General features: G+C 71.1%; 23 protein-coding genes and 1 pseudogene. 15 read left to right on the top strand and 9 right to left on the bottom strand.

What is annotated here, in order from left to right; translation table 11 throughout:
* Position 1 precedes the first annotated feature (1 nt).
* Both purQ and NQ165_RS08740 read left to right on the top strand, forming a co-directional pair.
* On the top strand, positions 2–703 hold the full coding sequence (gene purQ, locus NQ165_RS08745; RefSeq protein WP_257532751.1) for a phosphoribosylformylglycinamidine synthase subunit PurQ: 702 nt from the start codon (positions 2–4) through the stop codon (positions 701–703).
* A gap of 52 nt (positions 704–755) precedes the next feature.
* Positions 756–1,688 (top strand): 2-hydroxyacid dehydrogenase, encoded by a 933-nt coding sequence (locus NQ165_RS08740; protein ID WP_257532661.1) that lies wholly within the window; start codon positions 756–758, stop codon positions 1,686–1,688.
* Between the two features lie 78 nt (positions 1,689–1,766).
* On the opposite strand, the gene NQ165_RS08735 is transcribed toward NQ165_RS08740, so the two are convergent.
* A complete protein-coding gene (locus NQ165_RS08735) occupies positions 1,767–2,294 on the bottom strand; it encodes an adenine phosphoribosyltransferase (protein WP_257532659.1) in 528 nt (175 codons plus the stop codon).
* A gap of 89 nt (positions 2,295–2,383) precedes the next feature.
* On the opposite strand from NQ165_RS08735, the gene NQ165_RS08730 reads away from it, so the two are divergent.
* The 5 genes from NQ165_RS08730 to sufU all read left to right on the top strand — a co-directional run bounded on the left by NQ165_RS08730 (position 2,384) and on the right by sufU (position 8,464).
* Entirely contained in the window at positions 2,384–4,066 is a 1,683-nt protein-coding gene (locus NQ165_RS08730) for a glycoside hydrolase family 13 protein (protein ID WP_257532657.1), read from the top strand.
* 25 nt (positions 4,067–4,091) lie between these two features.
* Positions 4,092–5,150: a LacI family DNA-binding transcriptional regulator gene (locus tag NQ165_RS08725; RefSeq protein ID WP_257532655.1), complete on the top strand. Its 1,059-nt coding sequence runs from the start codon at positions 4,092–4,094 to the stop codon at positions 5,148–5,150.
* Positions 5,151–5,228: 78 nt separating this feature from the next.
* Positions 5,229–6,443, top strand: coding sequence for an amidohydrolase (locus tag NQ165_RS08720; RefSeq protein ID WP_257532653.1), 1,215 nt, complete (start codon positions 5,229–5,231; stop codon positions 6,441–6,443).
* A 249-nt stretch (positions 6,444–6,692) separates the two neighbouring features.
* On the top strand, positions 6,693–8,003 hold the full coding sequence (locus NQ165_RS08715; protein WP_257532651.1) for an aminotransferase class V-fold PLP-dependent enzyme: 1,311 nt from the start codon (positions 6,693–6,695) through the stop codon (positions 8,001–8,003).
* Positions 8,000–8,464 (top strand): Fe-S cluster assembly sulfur transfer protein SufU, encoded by a 465-nt coding sequence (gene sufU / locus NQ165_RS08710; protein ID WP_257532650.1) that lies wholly within the window; start codon positions 8,000–8,002, stop codon positions 8,462–8,464. The genes NQ165_RS08715 and sufU overlap by 4 nt, the downstream gene beginning before the upstream one ends.
* Positions 8,465–8,507: 43 nt before the next feature.
* Here sufU and NQ165_RS08705 read toward each other — a convergent pair.
* The 4 genes and pseudogenes from NQ165_RS08705 to NQ165_RS08690 form a co-directional block, all read right to left on the bottom strand.
* Positions 8,508–9,136: pseudogene (locus tag NQ165_RS08705) on the bottom strand (SRPBCC domain-containing protein).
* 1 nt (position 9,137) lies between these two features.
* Entirely contained in the window at positions 9,138–9,500 is a 363-nt protein-coding gene (locus tag NQ165_RS08700) for a metalloregulator ArsR/SmtB family transcription factor (protein WP_257532648.1), read from the bottom strand.
* A 120-nt stretch (positions 9,501–9,620) separates the two neighbouring features.
* Positions 9,621–10,214: a fasciclin domain-containing protein gene (locus NQ165_RS08695; RefSeq protein ID WP_257532647.1), complete on the bottom strand. Its 594-nt coding sequence runs from the start codon at positions 10,212–10,214 to the stop codon at positions 9,621–9,623.
* A 174-nt stretch (positions 10,215–10,388) separates the two neighbouring features.
* Complete coding sequence (locus tag NQ165_RS08690; protein WP_257532645.1) at positions 10,389–11,336, bottom strand: zinc-binding dehydrogenase; 948 nt, start codon at positions 11,334–11,336, stop codon at positions 10,389–10,391.
* 149 nt (positions 11,337–11,485) lie between these two features.
* Between NQ165_RS08690 and purL the strand changes: the two genes are divergently transcribed.
* Genes purL through NQ165_RS08670 form a run of 4 tightly spaced genes read left to right on the top strand, consistent with a single transcriptional unit; the run spans position 11,486 to position 15,655 of the window.
* The gene (gene purL / locus NQ165_RS08685) at positions 11,486–13,843 is read left to right on the top strand and encodes a phosphoribosylformylglycinamidine synthase subunit PurL (protein WP_257532643.1); all 2,358 of its coding nucleotides are present in this window, start codon (positions 11,486–11,488) and stop codon (positions 13,841–13,843) included.
* Entirely contained in the window at positions 13,840–13,971 is a 132-nt protein-coding gene (locus NQ165_RS08680) for a hypothetical protein (protein WP_257532640.1), read from the top strand. The genes purL and NQ165_RS08680 overlap by 4 nt, the downstream gene beginning before the upstream one ends.
* A 46-nt stretch (positions 13,972–14,017) precedes the next feature.
* Positions 14,018–14,902, top strand: coding sequence for a hypothetical protein (locus NQ165_RS08675; RefSeq protein ID WP_257532639.1), 885 nt, complete (start codon positions 14,018–14,020; stop codon positions 14,900–14,902).
* Positions 14,903–14,911: 9 nt separating this feature from the next.
* Positions 14,912–15,655 (top strand): hypothetical protein, encoded by a 744-nt coding sequence (locus tag NQ165_RS08670; protein ID WP_257532638.1) that lies wholly within the window; start codon positions 14,912–14,914, stop codon positions 15,653–15,655.
* A 46-nt stretch (positions 15,656–15,701) separates the two neighbouring features.
* On the opposite strand, the gene NQ165_RS08665 is transcribed toward NQ165_RS08670, so the two are convergent.
* The 3 genes from NQ165_RS08665 to NQ165_RS08655 all read right to left on the bottom strand — a co-directional run bounded on the left by NQ165_RS08665 (position 15,702) and on the right by NQ165_RS08655 (position 18,957).
* Entirely contained in the window at positions 15,702–16,607 is a 906-nt protein-coding gene (locus tag NQ165_RS08665; RefSeq protein ID WP_257532635.1) for a glycine betaine ABC transporter substrate-binding protein, read from the bottom strand.
* A gap of 128 nt (positions 16,608–16,735) precedes the next feature.
* Complete coding sequence (locus NQ165_RS08660) at positions 16,736–17,620, bottom strand: proline/glycine betaine ABC transporter permease (RefSeq protein WP_257532633.1); 885 nt, start codon at positions 17,618–17,620, stop codon at positions 16,736–16,738.
* Positions 17,617–18,957: a glycine betaine/L-proline ABC transporter ATP-binding protein gene (locus NQ165_RS08655; RefSeq protein ID WP_257532631.1), complete on the bottom strand. Its 1,341-nt coding sequence runs from the start codon at positions 18,955–18,957 to the stop codon at positions 17,617–17,619. The genes NQ165_RS08660 and NQ165_RS08655 overlap by 4 nt, the downstream gene beginning before the upstream one ends.
* A 333-nt stretch (positions 18,958–19,290) precedes the next feature.
* Here NQ165_RS08655 and NQ165_RS08650 point away from each other — a divergent pair, with 333 nt between their 5' ends.
* The 3 genes from NQ165_RS08650 to NQ165_RS08640 are packed head-to-tail and all read left to right on the top strand — an operon-like array spanning position 19,291 to position 21,280.
* On the top strand, positions 19,291–19,671 hold the full coding sequence (locus NQ165_RS08650) for a GntR family transcriptional regulator (RefSeq protein WP_257532629.1): 381 nt from the start codon (positions 19,291–19,293) through the stop codon (positions 19,669–19,671).
* The gene (locus NQ165_RS08645) at positions 19,668–20,588 is read left to right on the top strand and encodes an ABC transporter ATP-binding protein (protein WP_257532628.1); all 921 of its coding nucleotides are present in this window, start codon (positions 19,668–19,670) and stop codon (positions 20,586–20,588) included. Before NQ165_RS08650 ends, NQ165_RS08645 begins: the two co-directional genes overlap by 4 nt.
* On the top strand, positions 20,585–21,280 hold the full coding sequence (locus NQ165_RS08640) for a hypothetical protein (protein WP_257532626.1): 696 nt from the start codon (positions 20,585–20,587) through the stop codon (positions 21,278–21,280). Before NQ165_RS08645 ends, NQ165_RS08640 begins: the two co-directional genes overlap by 4 nt.
* A 79-nt stretch (positions 21,281–21,359) precedes the next feature.
* Here the strand turns inward: NQ165_RS08640 and NQ165_RS08635 are convergent, their stop codons facing one another.
* Positions 21,360–21,656 carry a chorismate mutase gene (locus NQ165_RS08635; protein ID WP_257532624.1) on the bottom strand — a complete coding sequence of 99 codons (297 nt, stop codon included), beginning with the start codon at positions 21,654–21,656 and terminating at the stop codon, positions 21,360–21,362.
* Positions 21,657–21,759: 103 nt separating this feature from the next.
* On the opposite strand from NQ165_RS08635, the gene NQ165_RS08630 reads away from it, so the two are divergent.
* On the top strand, positions 21,760–22,887 hold the full coding sequence (locus NQ165_RS08630) for an AI-2E family transporter (RefSeq protein WP_306816617.1): 1,128 nt from the start codon (positions 21,760–21,762) through the stop codon (positions 22,885–22,887).
* Positions 22,888–23,151 lie beyond the last annotated feature (264 nt).

The raw sequence follows: 23,151 nt of genomic DNA, 5'->3' as shown, positions 1-23,151 counted from the left end.
CGTGCGCGTCGGCGTCATCACCTTTCCCGGCTCGCTCGACGACGGCGACGCCCGTCGCGCGATCGCCCTCGCCGGCGCCGAGCCCGTCGCGCTCTGGCACGGCTCGCACGACCTCGAAGGGGTCGACGCCCTCGTGCTGCCCGGCGGCTTCAGCTACGGCGACTACCTGCGCGCCGGGGCCATCGCCGCCCGCGCGCCGATCATGACCGAGGTGAAGGATGCCGCCGGTCGCGGCATGCCCGTGCTCGGCATCTGCAACGGGTTCCAGATGCTCGTCGAGGCGCACCTGCTGCCCGGCGGACTGATCCGCAACGCCCACCAGCAGTTCATCCGCCGCGACCAGCGGCTGCGCGTCGAGAACGCGTCGACCGCCTGGACGAGCGACTACGAGGCGGGGCAGGAGATCGTCATCCCGCTGAAGAACGCCGACGGCGGCTACATCGCCTCGGAGTCGGAGCTCGACCGGCTCGAAGGCGAGGGCCTCGTGGCCTTCCGCTACCTCGGGGTGAACCCCAACGGGTCGCTGCGCGACATCGCCGGCATCACCAACGAGCGCGGCAACGTCGTGGGGCTCATGCCGCACCCCGAGCACGCCGTCGAGCCCGGGTTCGGCCCGAACGCCCCTGAGGCGATGCGGTCGGGAGTGGACGGACTGGCCTTCTTCACCTCGGCGATCTCCGCCGTGGTGGGCGCCGCCGCCTGATCCGCGACCCGCACACGGGCCGCCCCCTCAGAGGGGTGGGTATCGTCGGAGCATGACCTCCGGCATCCACGATCTCGTCCTCAGCGTGCCCACCGAGCAGCTCGCCGCCGACCTGGAGCCGCTGCCCGACGGGGTCGAGGTGGTCGTGTGGGACATGACAGGCGATGCTCCGCGCGCGCACATCGACATCGTGGTGCCGCCGTACATGAACGGGGCCACGCCGTATGACGCGCTGGCGAGCGTCGGCCCGCGCCTCGTGCAGGGGCAGTCGATCGGGTACGAGGGGGTCGAGGACAAGCTTCCTTCCGGTCTCGTCTTCGCCAACGCCGCCACCGTGCACGAGACGTCGACGGCGGAGCTCGCCGTCGGGCTCATCCTCGCCGCGCAGCGCCACATCGACGACTTCGCCGTCGACACCCGCGCCGGCGTCTGGAAGCCGCAGTTCGCACAGAGCCTCGCCGACCGCCGGGTGCTGCTGATCGGCTACGGCGGCGTGGGCAAGGCGATCGCCGCCCGCCTGGCGCCTTTCGAGGCGGCGCTCACCGCCGTCGCGCGCAGCGCCCGCGACGAGGACGGCATGACCGTCCACGCGATCGACGAGCTCGACGCCCTGCTGGCCGACGCCGAGATCGTCGTGCTCAGCCTCCCGGGAGGGGAGGAGACCCGCGGCATCCTCGATGCCCGCACGCTCGCACTGCTGCCCGACCGCGCGCTGGTGGTCAACGTCGGCCGCGGCTCGCTCATCGACACCGACGCGCTCGTGGCCGAGGTGTCATCGGGTCGGCTGCGGGCGGCGCTGGACGTCGTCGACCCCGAGCCGCTGCCGGAGGGGCATCCGCTCTGGGGCACGCCGGGGGTGCTGATCAGCCCGCACGTCGGCGGCGCGTCGAGCGCCATGCGCCCGCGCATCGCCGCGTTGATCACACGCCAGGTCGAGCGGATGCTCGCGGGCGAGGAGCCGGCGAACGTCGTCGTCCGCAGCTGACGCCCCTCGCCCCGCCGCACACGCCCGCCCCATCTCCTACTCCCGTCACGTGGCGAGCAGCGGGGGCAGCGCGACGGCTCAGGCGGTGAAGACCGAGAAGACGTCGCCGACGGCCTCGCGGCCACCGAGTCCCTCGAGCTCCATCAGCACCGAGGTGCCCACGACCTTGCCGCCGAGCAGGCCGACGAGCTCGTGCGCGGCGACGAGCGTTCCGCCGGTGGCCAGCACGTCGTCGACCAGCAGCACGCGCGTGCCGTCGGCGATGTCGTCGTGCGCCTCGATCGTGGCGGTGCCGTACTCCAGCGCGTACGAGACGGATGCCGCCGGGCGCGGCAGCTTGCCCGCCTTGCGGATGGGGATGAGTCCGACCTCGGCGACGGTGGCCATGGCGCCGGCGAGCAGGAACCCGCGCGCCTCGATGCCGGCGACGACGTCGAACTCCCCCGCGAACGGCGCGATCAACGCATCCACGACGGTGCGCAGTGCCGCGGCATCCGCCAGCAGCGGCGTGATGTCACGGAAGAGCACCCCCGGCTGGGGGTAGTCGGGAATCGTGCGGATGAGCGAGTCGGCGCGCACGAGGGCGGTGTCGGGTTGGGGGATCACCGGCCGATTCTACCGGCGGCACCCGCGTCGTTCCTGGGAGGGGCGCATTCGCGGCCCGCGACTGCAAGCGCTTGCAGTACCATGCTGTCATGACTCTTCCCGACACCCTCCCCGGCGCCGCCGCTGCGGACTCCCGCCCCGGCTCCCAGTGGTGGCGCACCGCCGTCATCTACCAGATCTACCCCCGCTCGTTCGCCGACGCCTCGGGCGACGGCGTGGGCGACCTGCCCGGCGTGACTTCCCACATCGACGACCTGAAGTCGCTGGGCATCGACGCGATCTGGCTGAGCCCCTTCCAGCGCTCCCCGCAGAAGGATGCCGGCTACGACGTGTCCGACTACTGCGACGTCGACCCGCTGTTCGGCACGCTGGCCGACTTCGACGACCTGATCGAGGCGGCGCACGCCCGCGGCATCCGCATCATCGCGGACCTGGTGCCGAACCACTCGTCCGACCAGCACGTGTGGTTCCAGGAGGCGCTGGCCGCCGCGCCGGGCAGCCCCGAGCGCGCCCGCTACATCTTCCGCGACGGCAAGGGCGACAACGGCGAGCTGCCCCCGAACAACTGGGAGTCCGTCTTCGGCGGCCCGGCCTGGACCCGGGTGACCGAGCCCGACGGCACCCCCGGCCAGTGGTACCTACATCTGTTCGACTCGTCGCAGCCCGACTTCGACTGGTCCAACCCGGTCGTGCACGAGGAGTTCCGCCGCATCCTGCGGTTCTGGCTCGACCGTGGCGTCGACGGCTTCCGCGTCGACGTGGCCCACGGCCTGGTGAAGGCCCCGGGCCTGCCCGACTACACCCCCGACCCGGAGGCCGGCTCCATGGGCGGCGACGCCGCCGACGTGCCGTACTGGGGCCAGGAGGGCGTGCACGACATCTACCGCGAATGGAACCGCGTGCTCGCCGAGTACGACGGCGACCGGGCGCTCTGCGCCGAGGCGTGGCTGCCGACGGTCGACATGACCGCCAAGTGGGTACGCCCCGACGAGATGCACCAGGCGTTCAACTTCGCCTACCTCGAGACGCCGTGGGACGCCGCCGAGCTGCGCACCGTCATCGACGAGTCGCTGCGCGCCTACCCCGCGGTGGGAGCCCCCAGCACCTGGGTGCTGTCGAACCACGACGTGGTGCGCCACGCCTCGCGCCTCGCGCTCACGGCCGAGAACCCGCAGGGCCACGGCATCGGGCCGGACTCGCCCGGAAAGCCCGAGCCCGTGCTCGGCCTGCGCCGTGCGCGCGCGGCATCCGCCGTCATGCTCGCCCTCCCCGGATCGGCCTACATCTACCAGGGTGAGGAGCTCGGGCTTCCCGAGGTCATCGACCTGCCCGGCGACGCCCGCCAGGACCCGACCTGGTTCCGCACCGAGGGCGAGCGCTACGGCCGCGACGGATGCCGCGTGCCGATTCCGTGGGAGGCCGACGCCCCCGCCTACGGCTTCAGCCCCACCGGCCAGTCGTGGCTGCCGCAGCCGGCCGAGTGGGCGACCCTCGCGCGCGCTGCGCAGGTCGACGACGCGACCTCCACGCTGTCGCTGTACCGCACCCTGCTCGCCGAGCGCCGCGCGCACGGCCTGGGAGCGGGCACGCTGCGCTGGATCGACGGCTTCGGCGACGACGTGCTGGCCTTCACCAACGGCGACGTCACGGTGCTGTCGAACATCGGCTCCGAGCCGGTGGCACTGCCCGCCGGTGACGTGCTGGTCGCGAGCGAGCCGCTGACCGACGGCATGCTGCCCGCCGACGTCACCGTGTGGCTGCGCACGGTCTGATCGACGCGACGGGAGACCCCACGCCATGGTGAGCATCGATGAGGTGGCACGCGCGGCGGGGGTCTCCACTGCGACGGTGTCGCGCGCGCTGAGCGGGCGGGGGCAGGTATCGGCCGGCACCCGCTCGCGCGTGCTCGACACCGCCGCGGCGCTGGGCTACGTCGTGTCGGCACCGGCATCGAGCCTCGCGTCGGGGCGCGCCCGCAACATCGGCGTGCTGCTGCCGGTGGTCGACCGGTGGTACTTCTCGACGGTGCTGGCCGGCATCGCATCGGGCCTGCAGAGCGCCGGCTACGACATCACCCTCTACGCGCTGACCGAGGATCCCACGGAGCGTGCGGCGGTGTTCGAGACGTTCCTGCGCCGCCGCCGCGTGGACGGCGTCATCGCCATCGCCATGTCGCTGGACACCGCCGAGGCCGACCGCCTCGCCGCGCTCGGCATGCCGGTCGTGGCCCTGGGCGCGGAGCACCGCCAGCTCCCCAGCCTGGCGGTCGACGACATCGCGGTCGCGAAGCTCGCGACCGCGCACCTCGCCGACCTGGGGCACCGGGAGCTGGCGCACATCGGCATCCTGCACGACGTCGACGACGGCACCGAGCGGGAGCACATCCCCTCGCTGCGGCGGCGGGGCTTCGAGCTGGCATTGGATGCCGCCGGCATCCCCCGCGCCGCCGCCCGCCACGCAGCGGCGGACTTCACGATCGAGGGCGGCCATGCGGCGGCCATGCGACTGCTGACGAGCGACGCCCCGCCCACCGCGGTCTTCGCCGCCTCGGACGAGATGGCGTTCGGCGCGCTGATCGCCGCGCGCGACCTGGGGCTGTCGGTGCCCGGCGACCTGTCGATCGTCGGTGTGGACGGCCACGAGTTGAGCGGCTTCTTCGGGCTCACGACGGTGGACCAGTTCCCGCACGACCAGGGACTGCGCGCGGCGAGAGAGGTGCTCGCCGCCCTCGGCGAGCGCGCCGAGGGCGAGGGCGGCGGGGGCGGCGCTGCCGGCGCCGAGGCCTTCGGGTCGCTCGCTTCCCTGCCGTTCGAGCTGGTGGTGCGCGCCTCCACGGGCGCGCCGACGCCCCGCTGACGGTCGCGCGACCGCACCGGGGATGCGGCAGCGATCGTCCGTCGCGGGCAGCCGCAGCCGTCCGCGTAGGCTCTGGCCATGAGCATCGACCTCGAAGCGCTGTACATCGACCTGCACCGGCATCCCGAGCTCTCGTTCCAGGAGACCCGCACCGCCGGGGTCGTCACACGGACGCTGCAGGAGCTCGGCATCCCGTTCGAGGAGGGGATCGGCAAGACCGGCGTCGCGGCGGTCATCCGCAACGGCGAGGGCCCCGTCGTGTGGCTGCGCGCCGACATGGACGCCCTGCCCGTCGAAGAGCGCACGGGCGTGCCCTACGCCAGCACCGCGCGCGGCATCGACCCCGCGGGGCAGGATGTGCCGGTCATGCACGCCTGCGGCCACGACATGCACGTCACCGCGCTGCTCGGCGCCCTCGAACGGCTGCACGCGACGACGGATGCCTGGTCGGGCACCGTGGTGGCGGTCTTCCAGCCCGCCGAGGAGTATGGCGCCGGTTCACGTGCGATGATCTCCGACGGCGTGCTCGACCGCTTCCCGCGCCCCGACATCGTGCTCGGCCAGCACCTCACCCCGCTGCCGGCGGGACTCATCGGGGTGCGCAGCGGCACGCAGATGGCCGCGTCCGATGGACTGAGCGTGACGCTGCTCGGCCGCGGCGGCCACGGGTCGCGTCCGCACGCCACGATCGACCCCGTCGTCATGGCGGCCGCCACGGTGATGCGCCTGCAGACGATCGTGTCGCGCGAGATCGACCCGCGCGACATGGCGGTCGTCACGGTCGGCGCCATCCACGCCGGGCTGAAGAACAACATCATCCCCGCCGAGGCGCGTCTCGAGCTGAGCCTGCGCTACACCGACGAGGCGGCCCGCGAGCGCGTCATGGCCAAGGTCGAGCGGGTCGTCCGCGCCGAGGCCGAGGCGTCCGGCGCAGAGGAGCCGCCGGTGATCTCGATCGCCCACACGCTGCCGCCGACCATCAACGACGCGGATGCCACTGCCCGTCTGGTCTCCGCGTTCGAGCGCAGCTTCGGCGAGGGCGCCGTGGTCGACCCCGGCATGTTCACCGGCAGCGAGGACGTGTCGTGGTTCGCCCGCGACGGCGGCGCTGCGCTGGTGTTCTGGTTCTGGGGCGGCGTCGACCCCGAGGCGTATGCAGCCGCGGCCGCCGCCGGCACGATCGACGCGGACATCCCCACGAACCACTCGCCGTTCTTCGCGCCGGTGCTTCACCCCACCATCGAGCGCGGCGTCGAGAACCTGGTGGTGGCGGCGCGGGAGTTCCTCGGCTGACGCACGTCCTGGCATCCGCGCCCCGGAATCCCCCGCCCCGGCATCCCTCACCACCGCATTCGGGCAGATCTCCTCGTTTCGGGCGACCCGGATATGCCCGCGCCCCGGCGCCCCACCAGGAGCCGCCCGACCGGAGGGGGCTCCGCCCGACACGACCGGAGATGCGGGGCCGGGTGGGTCCGCACCGCGCGGTCCGAGCCCGTCGGACACCTCGGGCCCCGCGCAGGCTGGGCGGCGTAGCCTGGAAGGGTGAGTGCCCCCATCGCATCCGACCCCGCCCGGGTCGTCGACGCCGCCGCGTTGCGCGCGGACTTCCCGATCCTCGACCAGAGCGTCAACGGGGAGTCGCTGGTGTACCTCGACTCCGGAGCGACGAGTCAGAAGCCGCAGGTGGTGCTCGACACCGAGATCGACTTCCTCACCCGCGCCAACTCGGCCGTGCACCGCGGCGCCCACACCCTCGCCGCCGAGGCGACGGAGCTGTTCGAGGATGCCCGCGAGACCGTCGCCGGTTTCGTCGGCGCCGAGCCCGAGAACCTCGTCTGGGCCAGCGGCGCGACCCTCGCCCTGAACCTCGTCGCCTATGCGATCGACAACGCCACCGCCGGCCGGGGCGCCCCGGCATCCGCCCGCTTCGCCCTGCGCGCCGGCGACGAGATCGTCGTGACCGAGGCGGAGCACCACGCCAACCTCATCCCGTGGCAGGAGCTCGCCGCCCGCACCGGCGCGGTGCTGCGCCACATCCCGGTGCGCGATGACGGCACCCTCGACATGGATGCCGCGGCGGCGCTCATCGGCGAGCGCACCAAGGTCGTGGCGTTCACGCACGTGTCGAACGTGCTCGGCATCGTCAACCCGGTGGCCGATCTCGTCGCGCTCGCCCGTGCCGTGGGCGCGCTCACGGTGATGGATGCCTGCCAGTCGGTGCCGCACCTCGCCGTGGACCTGCCCGCCCTGGGCGTCGACCTCGCGGCCTTCTCGGGCCACAAGATGCTCGGCCCCTACGGCGTCGGCGGGCTCTACGGACGCACCGAGGTGCTCGAGGCGCTGCCCCCGTTCCTCACCGGCGGCTCGATGGTCACCACCGTCACCCTCGACGAGGCGGGGTTCCTGCCCGCACCGCAGAAGTTCGAGGCGGGCACGCAGCCCGTCTCGCAGGCCATCGCGCTGGCTGCGGCGGCCCGCTACCTCGACGGCATCGGCATGGATGCCGTGCACGCGCACGAGCGCGAGATCGGTCGGCGCCTGCTCACCGGGCTCGACGCCATCGACGGCGTGCGGGTGCTGGGCGACCCGGGCGCCGACGTCGACCGGGTGGGGCTGGCGTCGTTCGACGTCGCCGGCGTGCACGCGCACGACGTCGGGCAGTTCCTGGATGCCCGGGGCATCGCCGTGCGGGTCGGGCACCACTGCGCCAAGCCGCTGCACGCCCGGTTCGGCCTGACCGCGTCGGTGCGCGCGTCGGCCTCGGTGTTCACGACAGACGACGACATCGACCGCTTCCTCGACGCCGTCGCGGGCGTGCGGTCGTACTTCGGCGCGGAAGGAGCCACGGCATGAGCGCCCTCGAATCGCTGTACCAGGAGCTGATCCTCGATCACTCCAAGCACCCGCACGCCCGCGGGCTCGCCTCGGAGGAGGGGCGCACCGCCACCTCGCACCAGCACAACCCGATCTGCGGTGACGACATCACCCTGCGCGCCCGGGTGTCCGACGACGGCGAGACGCTCACCTCGGTGACGTGGGAGGGCGCCGGCTGCTCGATCTCGCAGGCGTCGGCATCCATGCTGGCCTCCCTCGTCGACGACCGCATCGAGGCCGGCGACCCCCTGAGCCGGCAGGAGGCCATCGACCTGATCGGCGGGTTCCGCGAGGTGCTGCGCTCGCGGGGCAAGCAGGAGCTCGACGAAGACGTCTACGGCGACGCCACGGCGCTGTCGGGAGTGTCGAAGTTCACCGCACGCGTGAAGTGCGCGATGCTCGCATGGGTCGCGCTCGAGGACGCCCTGCCCCGCGCCTGAGTCGTCCGCCACGGCGGGCGTCACGCCCGACGCCAGCGCCGCGTCAGCGCACGGGGATGTCGGTGGCGAGCACCGACTCCAGTCGCGCGTAGCTGTCCTCCATGCCGTCGGCCATGCCGGTCGCGAGGATCTCGTCCCGCGTCGCCCGGTCGGGGTACTCCAGCAGCAGCGTGAGAAGCGTCGCCCCGTCCTCTTCGTCGAGGTTCAGGTCGTTGATGACGTCGGGGCCCTCGGTGCCGATCATGCGCTCGGTGGTGACCTCGCGGCGCGGCGGCTGCGACAGCAGGGTGCGGCCCTCGAAGCCGAAGCGCGTCTCGGGTCTGCCGTCCTGCTCGGGCTCGTGGTGCGCGCGCCAGACGAGGTCCCGCGAGCCCTCGATCAGCCGGGTGATCCGCACGTGGACGTCGTCGAGCAGCTCCACCTGCGTTCCCTTGCCCTGCGCGTACTCCCGCAGACCGAGCAGCACCCGGTCGAGCTGGTTCATCGCCATCGTGGAAGCCTCGATCGCGCCCATCGCGACCACGGCGTCGAGGGCGTCGGCGGAGCCCAGAAGCGCTCGAGCTCGCGCGGGTCGGTGAACGCATGCCACAGGCGCTCGACAGGGGCGGCGAAGTCGGCGATGAGGGTCATCGTGAGGGCTTCGGGGTCGGTCGTGACTTCGGTGACGGGCATGTCACCCTCCTTGCGTGTTCTGTGGCGGGGCCGGCGCGGCCAGAAGGTCGTCCAGCCGATCGATGCGTGCGCGCCAGAGGGCTTCGTAGGCAGCCAGGAGGGTGCGGGCTCGGGCGATCATGTCCGGATCCGCCCGCACCAGCCGCTCGCGGCCCTCAGCGCGCTTGATGATGAGTCCGGCCGCCTCGAGCACGGCGACGTGCTTCTGCACTGCCGCGAACGACATGTCGTACCCGGCCGCGAGGGCCGAGACGGACTGCTCGCTCTCGAGCGTGCGCCGCAGGATGTCACGGCGCGTGGCTGCCGCCAGCGCGTGGAAGACGCGGTCGGTCTCGTCATCAGTGAGTTCCATTCGTACAACCATTTGGTTGCACGTTACGACCGGCCGGCTGGTTCGTCAAGACCTGCTCTTCCGCCACCACCGCCACGCAGCGCAACGAGGCCGGGGGTGAGCCCCCGGCCTCGTCTGCCTGACCGCCGCTGGTCAGGAAGCGGGGACCAGCACCCGGTCGATCGTGTGGATGACGCCGTTCGTGGCCGGGATGTTGATCGCCCAGAGCACCAGACGCGGGTCCTTGAGCGACGGGGTCTCGTCACGCAGCGTGGTGGCCCGCGGCTGGATGGTGCCGCCGTTGGCCATGGTCAGGTTGCGCGAGAGCAGCACCTGCAGGGGTCCGAGCTTCTTGCCCGGCACCACGTGGTACAGCAGGATGTTCGAGATCTGCTCCGCCGAGAACGTCGAGGTGATCGTGGTGAGCGCCGCGGCCTCCGACGCCGGGGCGGCACCGGTGAGGTCGGTGACGAGGCGCAGGAAAGCCTGGTCGTTGGGCGCGAACACCGTGAAGGTGGTGCTCGTGTCGGCGAGGGTGGCATCGAGCCCGGTGGCGACGAGCGCCTGCACCAGCAGGTCGTAGTCGCGGCCGTTGCTGTCCGGTGTTCCGCCGCCCGATGCGGCGACAGCCACATCGACGATCGACCCGGTCGGCTTCGCGCCGCCGTATGCCGACGCCGGCGAGGCTGTCAGCGTGAGCGCTGCGGCGACGATCGCCACGACGCCGATGGAGAGCTTCCGGTTCATCTTCCTGCTCCTTCGGTGAGAAGAGTCACGCTCGGCGACAGCCGTCGGGCGCCAGAAAGGTATTCCGGTCGAGCACGCCGTTTGGATGCAGCACGGCCACGCGGTGATGTGGCTGCTCACACGGCGAGGGGAAGTGCCCGGGGGCGGCGCGACTGCGCCGCCCCCGGGTGAGCCTCAGTCGAACGTCGCGACCAGACGCCCCTTCACCTCGCCGCGGTGCAGGCGCTGCAGCCCTTCGCCGATCTCGTCGAAGCGGATCGTCGTGGCCTCCGGCTTCAGCTGCCCCGTCTTCATGTACTCGTAGACGCCGGCGATGTCCTCCTTGGTGCCGCCGTTGGAGCCCCGCAGGATGCACTGGCTGAGGATGAGCGACTTCGTGCTGATGGTCGCCTCGAGCCGCCCCATGCCCACGACGACGACGGTGCCGTCCCGACGGATCGCGTCGACCGCCTGGGCGGTGGTCGTGCCGAATCCGGCGAAGTCGACGATCACGTCGAACACGACACCGTCGAAGTCGGCGATGGATGCCGCGACGCCCGCCGCGCCGATCTCCTCGGCCAGCGGCCAGACCGCCTCGTTGACCTCGGCGACGTACACCGTGGCACCGGCGAGCACCGCCACGCGGGCGCCGATCTGGCCGAGGCCGCCCAGGCCGATGATGCCGACGGTGTCTCCCGCCTTCACCCCGCCGTTGGTGATGACGGCGGCGTGGGAGGTCATGCCGGCATCCGTCGCCGCCGCGCCGTAGACGTCGTCGACCTCATCGGGGATCGGCACGAGCGCCTCGGCGGCGACGGCCATCTTCTCGGCGAACCCGCCGTCGTAGCCGTAACCGGGCGCTCCGGCGGCCGTGGTCGGGCACACGGCGACGCGGTCTCCCACGGCGTAGCCGGTCACCCCCTCGCCCAGCGCCTCGATGACGCCGGCGTTCTCGTGGCCGAGCGTGATCGGCAGCTTCGCCAGCATCGAGAGCCAGCCCTCGTCCCCGAGCACCCCCACGTCGGAGTGGCAGAGGCCCGCCGCCGTCATCTTCAGCAGCACCTCACCCGGCCCCGCGGTCGGCTCGGGCACCTCGTTCAGCACGAGGGGTTCATGGGTTCCGGTGAACTGCCAGGCTTTCATGGCTGCTCCTTCATGTTCGCGTCCCTTTCGGGCTTGCCTTCACGCTACGCAGAGCCCGGGTAGGGGGCTGCGATGGGCACCGGGGAAAAGCACCGGGAGACTAGGATGGACCCCGTCCGGCATCCCCTCGTCTTCTGGAGTCCAGCCGCGTGACCACGCCCTCTTCGACCTCTGTCGCCGATACCGTCGAGAACGCGGTCGCCACCCCCGACAGGGAGCAGCCGTACGCCGCTCTCGGGCTGAAGCCCGACGAGTACGCGAAGATCCGCGAGATCCTCGGCCGCCGCCCCACCTCGGGCGAGCTGGCGATGTACTCCGTCATGTGGAGCGAGCACTGCTCCTACAAGTCGAGCAAGATCTACCTGCGCCGCTTCGGCGAGAAGGTCTCCGACGAGATGAAGACCCGCCTCATGGTGGGCATGGGTCAGAACGCCGGCGTCGTCGACGTGGGCGAAGGCTGGGCGGTGACCTTCAAGGTCGAGTCCCACAACCACCCCAGCTACATCGAGCCCTTCCAGGGCGCCGCCACCGGCGTCGGCGGCATCGTGCGCGACATCATCTCGATGGGCGCGCGGCCGGTCGCCGTCATGGACCAGCTGCGCTTCGGCGCCGTCGAGAACCCCGACACCGCCCGTGTCGTGCACGGCGTCGTGTCGGGCATCTCGTTCTACGGCAACTGCCTGGGCCTGCCGAACATCGGCGGCGAGACGGTCTTCGACGCCGTCTACCAGGGCAACCCCCTCGTGAACGCCCTCGCCGTCGGCGTGCTGCGCCACGAGGACCTCAAGCTCGCCAACGCGTCCGGCCCCGGCAACAAGGTCGTGCTCTTCGGCGCCCGCACCGGCGGTGACGGCATCGGCGGAGCCTCGATCCTGGCATCCGACACCTTCGCCGACGGCGGACCCACCAAGCGCCCCGCGGTGCAGGTCGGCGACCCCTTCGCCGAGAAGGTGCTCATCGAGTGCTGCCTGGAGCTGTACCGGGGCGAGCTCGTCGAGGCGATCCAGGACCTCGGCGCCGCCGGCATCTCCTGCGCCACGAGCGAGCTGGCCGCCAACGGCGGGTCGGGCATGCGCGTGGATCTGGAGAACGTGCTGCTGCGCGACCCCACGCTCACGCCCGAGGAGATCCTCATGAGCGAGAGCCAGGAGCGCATGATGGCGATCGTCGCGCCGGAGAAGCTCGACGCGTTCCTCGCCGTCACGGGCAAGTGGGACGTGGAGACCAGCGTGCTGGGCGAGGTCACCGGCGACGGCCGGCTGCAGATCTTCTGGCACGGCGAGGAGATCGTCAACGTCGATCCCTCGACGGTCGCCGTCGACGGGCCCGTCTACGACCGCCCCGTGGCCTACCCCACCTGGATCGACGCGCTCCGCGAAGACTCCGCCTCGGCCCTGCCGCGCACCGACGACCCCGAAGAGCTGCGCCGGCAGTTCCTGACGCTCGTCGCGAGCCCCAACCTCGCCGACACGTCGTGGGTGACCAACCAGTACGACTACTACGTGATGGGCAACACCGCGCTGAGCTTCCCCGACGACGCCGGCATGATCCGCGTCGATGAGGAGTCGGGCCTGGGCTTCGCCATCGCCACCGACTGCAACAGCCGCTTCTGCCAGCTCGACCCCTACGAAGGCGCGAAGCTCGCCCTCGCCGAGGCGTACCGCAACGTCGCCGTCACCGGCGCCGTTCCCACCGCGGTGACCGATTGCCTCAACTTCGGCAGCCCCGAGAACCCCGAGGTCATGTGGCAGTTCTCGCAGACCGTCGACGGGCTCTCCGACGCCTGCCTCGAGCTCGGCGTGCCCGTCACCGGCGGCAACGTGTCGTTTTACAACCAGACCGGCGACACCCCCATCTACCCGACCCCGGTCGTGGGCGTGCTCGGCATCATCGACGACGTCGCCCGGCGCATCCCGAGCGGCTGGCAGGATGCCGGCGAGAACATCTACCTCCTCGGCGTCACCGCCACCGAGCTGAGCGGCTCGCAGTGGGCGGGCACGATCCACGGGCACCTGGGCGGCCGTCCGCCGAAGGTCGACCTCGCCGCCGAGAAGCGCCTGGCCGACCTGCTGCACGCGGCATCCCTGCAGTCGCTGGTCTCCAGCGCCCACGACGTCTCGGGCGGCGGTCTCGCCCAGACGCTCGCCGAGGGCGTCATGCGCTTCGGCGTCGGCGCCCGCGTGTGGCTGCGGGAGATCATGGAGCGCGACGGGGTGGATGCCGCGACCGCGCTGTTCTCCGAGTCGACCGGCCGCGTCGTGGTGACCGTGCCGCGTGAGGACGACGTGAAGTTCCGCGGCCTGTGCGACGGCCGGGGCTACCCGGTGCTGCGCATCGGCGTGACCGACGCCCCCGGCGACGGCGACGAGCCGGCCCTCGAGGTGCAGGATGTGTTCACCGTGACGGCGAGCGACCTGCGCGCGGTATCGCAGGCGACGCTGCCGGCCCTCTTCGGTGCGACGGTGGCCGAGCCGGCCGCGGCGACGGCGACGGAGGACCGGGCATGAGCGACGACGACTACGGCTCGTTCGGCCAGGGCCGTCAGCGCCGCATGAAGATCGTGGCGTGGATCGTGATCGGCGCGCTGATCCTCGTCGGCGGCGGATCGACCGTCATCGCCCTGCTCTTCGGCTGAGCAGGGCGCTCGGCGCACCGTCTGGCACGGCGACTAGCATGGCGTGATGGAGTCCGTCCTCCTGGTCATGGAGTCGTGGTGGTGGATCGCCCCTGCCGCCGCAGGCGCGGGAGCAATCGGCTACGGCGCGCTGACGACCGGCCGGCGGCGGGCGCGGCGGCTGGAGCTCGACGCCGCACGCCATGAGGAGCTGCTGGCTTTCCGCGCGCGGCAGGCGGCACGCGCCCGCGTCCGGGCAGCCCAGGCCGATGTGCTGAGCGCGAAGGCGCGGGACGGGATCGCGTCGCTGTCGCCGATGTCCGAGGCCCGTCGCGCGCTGCAGGCCGCCAAGCGGGCCGAGAAGCAGGCGATGCTGGAGCTGCGTGCCAGCCGCAGCAGGGTCAAGGCGGTGCGGGCAGGGTACAGCGCCGCCGGGCGGTCAGCCCCGCTGCCTCTCGAGCGGCTCATGGCCGAGCATGACGCGGTCACTGCGCGCTGGCTGGAGTACGAGACGGATGCCGCGCGGGCGCTCGCGTTCCCGCAGATGCTCGAGTCCCGGCATCCGTACACCCTCGCCTTTCTGCAGGCGCAGCGCGACGCCCATGCGCTGCGGCCGGCGTCGGCGCGGGACCGGATGAGCCCGGAGACGTTCGTGGCCTATCGCCGCGCGGTGCGGGCGCTGGAGGCGGCGTTCGCGACCGCCGAGCGCGATGCGCAGCGGGCCGCGCGGGCGAACCTGCCCGGGGTCGGCGGTCGGTCGGCGGCACCCGGGGTGACCGGATCGGGCACGCGGCCGGCCGTCGGCGCGACCGGCGCGACCGGCGCGACTCATGGTGCGACCCCGGGTGCTCCGGCATCGCGCTCGGCACCGGTCTGGCCGGTGCCCTCCCGCAGCCCTCGCCCTTCTCCGGGAGGGGAGCGGCCGGCGTCGGGCGGCGAAACGCCCCGCTAGCATGACACCGTGGACGAACTGTTCCGCTTCCTCGGCAACTACTGGTGGCTGGCCTTTCCGCTCGCGGGCGTGTTCGGCGGCCTCGGGCGTGCCTGGGAGCAAGCGGCGAAGCGCCGGCACAAGCGACGGCTCGAGGTGCTGCGCGCCAAGAGCGAGCTGAAGGCTGCGCAGGCCGCGGCGCGGGCGCGGCCGGTGGCGACGGCATCCGTCCCCACCGCGATCATGCGCCCGGCACCCGAGCCGAGCCAGGTGGAGCAGCTCTTCGCCGCGCACGACGCGGTGACGCAGCGGTGGCTGGAGTACGAACTCGATGTGGCCAAGCTCATCGCGTTTCCCACGATGAGCGACGGGCGGGAGCCGATGACCGCGGCGTTCCTGCGGGCGAAGAAGACCGCCGACCGGCTGCGGCCGCCGTCGGCGAAGGCGAAGGTCACGGCGGAGGAGCTGAACGAGTACCGCGCGGCGGTGACGGAGTTCGAGGTCGCCTTCGACCTGGCCGAACGCGAGGCGCGGCGGGTGCGGGACTCCTCGTTCACCGAAGGGGAGCGCAAGCGGCTCGCGACGGCGCAGCAGCTGCTGTCGGTGGCGGTGGATCAGGCCGCGAGCTCGTCCGAACGGCAGACGGCCTACAAGCGGGTGCGCGAGGAGCTCAACGGCTTGATCGCGCTGTCGGACGAGGCGATCGACGTGCTGAAGACGAAGGTCTCGCTGGAACTCCCGCGCGGCTCCACCCCCGCCCCCGACGCCCCATGAGTGATCGTGGCGCGCACCCCCGTGAAAGGATGCGCGCCACGGGTGCTCACTCCGTGGTGAGAGAGGAGACGTACTCCTCGTTCGCCGCCATCCAGTCGGCGACGATCGACTCGTAGTCGTCGCTGTCGTTCTCGTTGAACATCACGTTCTCGAGGGAGTACAGCGTCTCGCTGTCCATCTCGAAGGCGCTCAGCCACGCGAACACCTCGGGGAAGTCCTGCTCGAACGACGTCGACGCGAAGGAGTGGATGCCCTCGGCGTCGCCGAGCAGGCCCTTCGGGTCCTCGAGGTCCTTGATCGGGAAGGCGTCGTACGCCCAGTGCGGACGCCACAGCGTCACGAGGATGTTCTCGCCCGCCCGCGTCGCGGTGTCGAGCTCGGTCAGCATGGCCGGGGTCGACGACGTCACGTGGTCGAAGCCCTCGAGCCCGTACCCGGGGATGACGGCCGAGTCGGTGACGGTCGCCAGACCCGAGCCCGACTCGATGCCGTAGATCGTGCTGCCGAACAGGTCGGCGTTGTCGGCGAGCTCCTCGATCGAGTCGATCGGCGCGTCCTCGTTGACGGCGAAGGTCAGCTTCGCCTCGGTGTTCCAGGCGCCGAGGTCGACCATGTCATCGCCGTACTCCTCGATGTAGTCGGCGTGGGTCAGCGGCAGCCAGGTGTCCAGCGTCACGTCGTAGTCGCCGCTGGCGATGCCGTTGTACACGGCGGCGGGGTCGGCGTACTCCAGCTCGACCTCATAGCCCTGCTCCTCGAGCACGGCCTTCCACAGCTCGGACGCGGCGATGCCCTCGTCCCAGCCGTTGAAGACGGCGATCGTGATGGGGCGGTCTGCTGCGGCATCCCCTTCGGAGCCGGTGCTGTCGGACCCGCCGGCGCAGCCGGTGAGCGTCAGGGCCGCGGCCGACGTGAGCGCGAGCGCCCCCAGGATCGTGTTTCTCTTGGTCATCGTGACTTCCTCTCCCTTCGCATGCTGTGCGCGAAGCGGTCGTTGTGGTCGGGCACGGAGTCTCCGCGCCCCCCGCGAGTGATGAGCTCGCAAGTCTCAGGGCCGGATGGGCCCAGGGCCCGGCGGCGTCAGGCGGATGCCGCGGCCAGCGGCCGCCGCGTGCGCGCGGTGCGCGCGCCTCGGCTCGAGCCGCGCACGGCGAGGGCGGAGGTCATGCGGTCGAGGATCATCGCGATGATCACGACCGAGAGTCCGGCTTCGACGCCGAGGGCGATGTCGATCTTCTGCAGGCTCTGCACCACGTCGCCGCCCAGGCCGCGCGCGCCGACCATGCCGGCGATGACCACCATCGACAGGCTCAGCATGATCACCTGGTTGACGCCGGCCATGATGCTCGGCAGCGCCAGGGGCAGCTGAATCTGCCGCAGGATGCGGCCGGGCGACGCGCCGAAGGCATGGCCGGCCTCGACGACCTCGCGGTCGACGCCGCGGATGCCGAGCTCGGTCAGACGCACGCCGGGGGCGAGGGCGAACAGGATCGTCGCGACGATGCCGGGCACGACGCCGACGCGGAAGAGCATGAGCGCGGGGATGAGGTACACGAACGCGGGCATGGTCTGCAGGAAGTCCAGCACCGGTCGCACCACGGTCGAGACCGTGTCGCTGCGGGCGGCCCAGATGCCCAGCGGTATGCCGAGGGCCAGCGCGATCACCGACGCGACGATGACGAGGGCGAGCGACTGCATCGCGTTGTCCCACTGGTCGACGCCGACGATGACGAGCAGCCCCACGGTGGTGCCGGCGGCCAGCCACGGGCCCTTCGCCCAGAAGGCGAGCGCCGCCAGCACGATGATCACAGCCCAGAACGGCGGGGTCTGCAGCGTCCACTCCAGCGCGTCGTAGACGGCGAGGAACAGGGAGCGCAGCCCGTTGAAGAGCCACCCGAACGTGTCGATGAGCCAGCGGACGAAGGTCTCGGCGATCTCGCCGAGGGGAAGGCGCAGGTCGATCATCGGTCTGCCCCCTTCGCCGCGGCGGCGAGGTCGGCGGCATCGGCCTCCGCCGCGGCATCCGCTTCGGCCTGGCCCAGCTCGGCCAGCGAGGCCACGAGGTCGGCCTGCGGCACCGACGGGGCGGGCTCGATGACCGGCAGCGCCTGGGTCGTCGCCGGCACGTTACCCAGCGCGGCCAGCAGCGTCACACGCGGGATGAGGCCCACCAGGCGCCCGGCGTCGTCGACGACGGGCACCGGCACGGTGGTCTCGACAGCGCGTTCGACGACGTCGGTCAGGGGGTCGTCGGGCGAGACGGTCGGCACCGAGGCGTCGACGATCGCGCGCAGGTCGGTTTCGCCGGCCTTGATCGCCCGGATCACGCGGCGATCGCTGACGACGCCGAGCAGCCGCCGGTTCTCGGTCACGAACACGGATCCGGCCTGCAGTTCGCGCAGCGAGCGCAGCGCGCCGCGCAGTCCGGCGCTGAGGGGCGTGGTGGCGTGCGCGGGCTCCATGACGGCGGATGCCGTGAGCACCCGGGCACGGTCGACGTCCTGCACGAATTGCGCGACGTAGTCGTTCGCGGGGTCGGTCAGGATCTCCTCCGGCGTGCCGTTCTGCACGATGCGCCCATCGCGCATGACGGCGATGCGGTCGCCGAGGAACATCGCCTCGTTGAGGTCGTGGGTGATGAAGACGATCGTGCGGCCGAGCTCGCGCTGCAGCTCGACCAGCTGCTCCTGCATCTCACGCCGGATGAGCGGGTCCAGGGCCGAGAACGCCTCGTCCATCAGCAGGATGTCGGTGCCGGCGGTGAGGGCGCGGGCGAGGCCCACGCGCTGCCGCATGCCGCCCGACAGCTCGTCGGGCATGGCCTCGGCGCGGTCGGCGAGGCCGACCTTGTCGAGGATCTCCTGCGCGCGGCGACGCCGCTCGGCTTTGGCGACCCCCTGAATCTCGAGCGCGTAGGCGGCGTTGTCGATCACGGTGCGGTGCGGCAGCAGCGCGAAGTGCTGGAACACCATCGAGATCGACTGCCGGCGGATGCCGCGCAGCTCCCCGGCCGATGCGCCGGTGACGCTGCGCCCCTGCACGAGCACCTCGCCGGCGGTCGGCTCCAGCAGGCCGTTGAGCATGCGGATGATCGTGGACTTGCCGGAGCCGGACAGGCCCATGATCACGAAGATCTCGCCCGGCTGCACGGTGAAGCTCGCGTCGATGACCGCGGCGGTTCCGGCGTCGGCCACGTCGGTGCGGCTCTGTCCCGCACGCAGCCGCTTGACGGCATCCTTCGGGTTGCGGCCGAACACCTTGAACAGGTTCTTCGCTTCGACAGCGGGGGCAGCAGCGGTCACGTGGTCACCTCGGCGGCCGCACGCGGCCGCATCGGTCACGCCCGGGTGACGGTCATCGGCACCCCGGGCTCGCGCCGCCGTCTGGCGACCGACCGAGGCGCTCCGGCGACGCGCACATCGGGTGCGCGGCCCAGACCGCCGACCATACGCTCGCCCGTCCCGATCGGGCGAAGGGGGGCGACCGCGGACTGGTCTCGCGGACCTCATGGTCCTCCTCCACCGTATCGGGGCGTCCACAGCGTTCGCAAAACCGCCTCACAGAAGGGCTTGACATTGGCCGCTCACCCGTTGCATGGTTAATTAGTCAAGTAATGAACCAGCGGACGGAGCACCGTGATCGAAGACGGCAGGGCCATCTTCCTGCAGATCGCCGAGAGCATCGAGGATGCCATCGTCGACGGCAGCCTTCCGGAAGAGGGCCAGGTGCCATCGACCAATGAGCTCGCTGCGTTCCACCGCATCAACCCCGCCACGGCGGCGAAAGGAGTGAACATGCTCGTGGACAAGGGCGTGCTCTACAAGCGCCGCGGCATCGGCATGTTCGTCGCCCCGGGGGCGCGCGAGCAGTTGCGCGGCGAGCGCCGCGCGGCCTTCGCCGACCGCTACATCGATCCGCTGCTGGCCGAAGCCCGCGCTCTGGGCCTCGGCGCCGACGACCTCACCGCGCTCATCCAGCGCAGGTACACCACCACAGGAGAAGGGACGGCACGATGACTCCCGTCATCGAGGTGCAGAACCTCACGAAGCGCTACCGCGAGACACTCGCGGTAGACGACGTGAGCTTCGAGATTGAGAAGGACACCATCTACGGTCTCCTCGGCCGCAACGGCGCGGGCAAGACGACGGTCATGTCGATCCTCACCGCGCAGAACTTCGCCACGTCCGGCGAGGTGCGCATCTTCGGCGAGGATCCCTACGAGAACGCGGGCGTCCTGCAGCGCATGTGCTTCGTCCGTGAGGGCCAGAAGTACCCCGACGACGCGCTGCCCAAGCACGCGTTCGACACCGCCCGCCTGTTCTTCCCGAACTGGGACCAGGAGTTCGCCGAGCGCCTCATCGAGGACTTCCAGCTGCCGCTGAAGACGCGGATCAAGAAGCTCTCCCGCGGTCAGCTTTCCGCCGTCGGAGTGATCATCGGGCTCGCCGCGCGTGCGGAGATCACGTTCTTCGACGAGCCCTACCTGGGCCTGGATGCCGTCGCGCGCCAGATCTTCTACGACCGGCTGCTCGAGGACTACACCGAGCACCCGCGCACGGTGATCCTGTCCAGCCATCTGATCGACGAGGTGGCGAATCTGATCGAGCGGGTGCTGGTGATCGATCGAGGCAGGATCATCATGGACGAGTCGACTGACGCCGTGCGCGACCGTGCGGCCACGATCGTGGGGAACACGGCAGCGGTCGAGGCGTTCGTCGCGGGCCGCGAGGTGATCCACCGGGAGAGCCTGGGCCGCGTGTCGAGTGTCACGGTGCTCGGCACCCTCACCGACGCCGAGCGTGCGGCTCTGGCAGCACAGGGGCTGGATGTGGGCGCCGTGTCGCTGCAGCAGCTGATCGTGCGCGTCACCCAGCACGCCGCGGATACGGCGGCATCGGCGTCGACGCCGATCGACGAAGGAGCACTGCAATGAGCCGCACCATCAATGTCGTCCGGATGCAGCTGGTGAACCGGCTGACCTACATCTGGGTGCCGCTCCTTGTGCTGGCGGGCTCCCTGGTGATCACGCTGGCCATCTACGGGATCCTGGAGTACGCCGGTGTGGCAGGCCCGAAGTACGGGGGTGGCGCGCAGGCGCCGCTGTGGTACTTCGGGGTGGTCGGCATTCAGGCTCTGACCCTCACGTTCCCGTTCTCGCAGGCGATGAGTGTGACCCGGCGGGAGTTCTACGCCGGCACCGTGCTCACCGCGGTGCTCACCTCCGCTCTGCTGGGTCTGGTGTTCGTGGTCGGCGGGCTGCTCGAGCAGGCCACCGACGGGTGGGGCATGAACGGGTACTTCTTCTACCTGCCGTGGGTGTGGGAGGCGGGACCTCTCGCCGCGGGGTTCGTGTTCTTCGTGCTGGCGCTGCTGTTCTTCGTGTGTGGCTTCTGGGGCGCGACGATCTACAAGCGGTTCGGCAACCTGTGGCTCACCGTGGTGCTGGTCGCACTGGCTCTCGCGCTGGTGGCCCTGGCCTGGCTGATCACGCAGACGCAGTCCTGGGGCGCGTTCGCCGAGTGGTTCGTCGCGCAGGGGGCGCTGGGGCTGGCCCTGTGGGGCGTCGCCCTCATCGCGGTGCTGGCCGTGATCTCCTGGCGCACGCTTCGCCGCGCGGTGCCTTGACGCTTGATCGGCGCGTCGGACGCCCCGGGCTTCGGCTCGGGGCGTTCGCCGTTCCGGCGCCCGTCGCGGCCGGCTGCGATCACCGCTCGTCGGCGGCGGCGGCGTGGTGGCGGATGACCTCGGCCACGACGAACGTGAACCACTTCTGGGCGAACTCGGGGTCGAGGTCGGCCTCTTCGGCCAGGCGGCGCAGCCGGGCGACCTGCTGCTCCTCGCGGGAGGGGTCGGATGCCGGCATCCCATGCTCGGCCTTGAGGATGCCGACCTGCTTCGTGCAGCGGAAGCGCTCGGCGAGCATGAAGATGAGTGCGGCGTCGATGTTGTCGATGCTGCTGCGCAGGCGCGTCAGCGTCGTCGTGGGGTCTTCGTCGGTCATGGCATCCTCCTCGTTCGACCCTACCGGCGGGGCAGCGCCGGCCCCGCAGCGTGGCACCGGGCGTCCCCTGCCACGACCGGTCGACCGCCCCTAGAGTGTCCCCATGAGCGACGCCCCCGCCAACCCGCCCGTCGCGAACAGCGCGGTCACGCCACGCGCCGACGCAGACCCGGGGCGGCGCTCGATGAACGTGTCGAGCCCCTTCGCGCTCGGGTTCCTCCTCACCCTGGGCGGCCTCACGGCGTTCCTGCTGGGGTTGGCGATCTCGAACCTGTCGACGATTCTCATCTACGTCGCCTTCGCGCTGTTCGCGGCTCTGGGCCTCAACCCGATCGTGAGGTGGCTGGAGCACCGCAAGGTGCCGCGCGCCTGGGGCATCGTCATCGTGTTCGCCGGGTTCGCGCTGGTCATCGCGGGCCTGCTGTGGGTGGTCATCCCGACCGTCGCCTCTCAGGTGAAGCAGTTCGTCGACAGCGTGCCCTCACTGTTCTCCGACTTCCAGAAGTCCGACGTCTACGCGTGGCTCACGGCTCGATTCAGCGACCAGATCGGCACGCTCGTCACCGACGTGCAGAACTTCATCACGAACCCGTCCAACCTCGCTTCCATCGGCGGCGGGGTGCTGCAGGTCGGGGTCTCGATCGCCACGACGATCTCGGGCGTCGTGATCGTGCTGGTGCTGTCGCTGTACTTCCTCGCCTCGCTCGACACGATGAAGCGGTCGTTCGTGCGACTCACCCCCGCACGCAGCCGCAGCAAGGTGGCCGGCCTGACCGACGAGATCACCGAGTCGATCGGCGCCTACCTGATGGGCATGGTGATCCTGGCGTTCTTCAATTCGGTCGTGGCGCTGATCCTGCACCTGTTGCTCGGGCTGCCGTTCCCGGCGCTGATGACCGTCATCGCGTTCTTCCTCACGATCATCCCGCTCGTGGGACCCGTGGCCTACTGGGTGCTCGCGACGGGGCTCGCCCTGTTCTCGAGCCCGCTGGCGGCCTTGGTCTTCGGAATCGGCTATCTCCTCTACATGCAGATCGAAGCATATGTCCTCACCCCGCGTGTCATGAATCGGGCGATCTCGGTGCCGGGGGCGCTCGTGGTCATCGGCGCGCTGGTCGGCGGGACGCTGCTGGGCCTGCTCGGCGCCCTCATCGCGATCCCCGTGACGGCGTCGATCCTGCTGATCATCAAACAGGTGTGGATCCCGCGGCAGGACGCGAAGCTCCAATAGCGCCCGCGCCGCCTCCCGCTCCCGCCCACCGCCCGCAGACCGCAGACCGCAGACCGCAGACCGCGGACCGCGGACCGCAGACATCGTCTCGATTTCTCATGTGAGTTGCCGCTCACACGATGCTGGCGCCTGTCGACAGCCTGCTCGCGTCGCCAACATGCGTGTGAGCAGGAACTCACATGACCACGACGGGCGTGCTCCGTCGCGTCGTCCGTGAGTTCGGCAGTGGTCGGGCATGCACGGCGTCGGGGACAGCGACGCCCC

The organism is Microbacterium sp. zg.Y1084 (assembly GCF_024623595.1).
In the GTDB taxonomy this organism is placed as follows: domain Bacteria; phylum Actinomycetota; class Actinomycetes; order Actinomycetales; family Microbacteriaceae; genus Microbacterium; species Microbacterium wangruii.
This window is presented reverse-complemented; position numbering and strand designations above follow the sequence as displayed.